We start from the raw sequence: 1,591 nt of genomic DNA, 5'->3' as shown, positions 1-1,591 counted from the left end.
GAGATTACGATTGAAGCGCACTGGCACGGGCCGGCGCAGGAAAAAATAACCAAATCCGAGGCAGAACCAAAAAGCAAAAAATATTGCCATTCTTATGTAGTCGCCCGGTGCCTTTTTAATTTGAATCCAGACGAATTCTGCGGGCGTCGTCTTGGAATCACAACCATACGCATGCTCTTCAACACAACCTTTATAATATGTAGCCGTCCAAGATGAGTGCTCTCCCCACAAATATCCGTATCCCAAATATCCCAGAAAATATGTTTGCTGCTCCCATTTGCTCAACCCTTGATTTTTATAATATCTATCCATCCTATTGGAAGGATCATAGGGCTTCAAAAAATAATAAGCGGTAAAAGTCAGTGTCAATATTGTCGCAAGACCAGCGATCATTTTTAGTCCGGCAAAAAAACGCTCCACATCAGCAATTCCTGATGTACCAAGCGCCACGCCCAGATAAATATTATTTGACTTTTCTCTGCTCATTCAAAACTTCCAAAATTTCTCAAGGTATGAGCTATGCGATCACAAATATTTATATTTTCTAAGCCACTCTTCGGCGTGGGCATCAATATCGTCCGGCAGTTTCGCCACAGGGAAAATGGCCCATTTCCACCATGCCAGAGGCAATCGTTTGGGCGCATTTTCGATAATGTCCGGCGTTCGCGATGTTTTCAGGAATGCAGTGGTCGCCTTTCCCAAAACCCTGCCATGTAATCGATCCCAATGGGGATATCCGCCCAGTTTGAATTTACGCGTCTTGTTTGGGTTTTTCGCGTTTTTCAGGCGAACAACCATTGGACCACTAGTAAAGAACCGGAATGACAGCGGATCCCACTCACCTTTATAAGAAAAGTCGAATTCAGAAGCCGGCGAGAGCCAGAGCTCTCCCAAATCCCAGCCATAAATAGCGTCAAGTTTTCGATTAACTCTGAACGGCGCCGGACGACGGATAAAAAAATAAGCAACCAGAATTGTCAACATGATTAAAGCACCAACAGGTGTTAAAATATATCGCATCGGTTCTGCGTAAAACTGGATCGCAACGTATTCCAACGGTGTAGTCGTATCGGTGCATGAGAGAAAATGATCTCGTAAACAATCGTACAAATATGACTTCTTCCACCCGATATCTGTCCCCCACAAATACCCTCTTCCCACCATACCTAAATAATTATCAATCCACTCCAAATTCCCCGCAAAATAAGGGATAACAACAAGCCTTATTGTTTGTATCCATCCGCTAATACCAGCGAGGCCAAATGCCATTTTCAAACGACCGAATTCGTATTGCTCTACATCAACGATATCCCGGGAAGGATGCGATATCCCTTCAAATTGGGACACGTTAAAATATTTTTTCAGCGTTATACCGAACCCTGATTTCTTTGATTTTAACATATTTGACTTATAACACCTTCATGCACAAAAACTATCCATGCGAAGACAAAAAGGACCCAGACACAATATATTCGGATCTCACGCCTCATTTTTCTGATGCAACCGCAACCACTCTTCCGCACGTTGATCAATATCTTCCGGCAATTCCTTCCGCCCCAACAAAGACCGCTGCCACCAGGGATATTTCAGA

Annotated in this window: 2 protein-coding genes; both read right to left on the bottom strand. The window is 43.6% G+C overall.

Annotation, left to right across the window (positions count from 1 at the left end):
* A partial coding sequence (locus THS27_RS26170) for a hypothetical protein (protein ID WP_139835768.1) occupies positions 1 to 486 on the bottom strand: 486 nt, incomplete at its 3' end.
* A 39-nt stretch (positions 487 to 525) separates the two neighbouring features.
* Complete coding sequence (locus THS27_RS26165; protein WP_085595944.1) at positions 526 to 1,401, bottom strand: hypothetical protein; 876 nt, start codon at positions 1,399 to 1,401, stop codon at positions 526 to 528.
* Between the last annotated feature and the right edge of the window lie 190 nt (positions 1,402 to 1,591).

This window comes from Thalassospira sp. MCCC 1A01428 (genome assembly GCF_002115825.1).
GTDB lineage: Bacteria > Pseudomonadota > Alphaproteobacteria > Rhodospirillales > Thalassospiraceae > Thalassospira.
This window is presented reverse-complemented; position numbering and strand designations above follow the sequence as displayed.

Coding starts and splice junctions, on each gene's coding strand:
- THS27_RS26165 (WP_085595944.1), bottom strand. CDS start 1,401: ATGTTAAAATCAAAGAAATCAGGGTTCGGTATAACGCTGAAAAAATAT.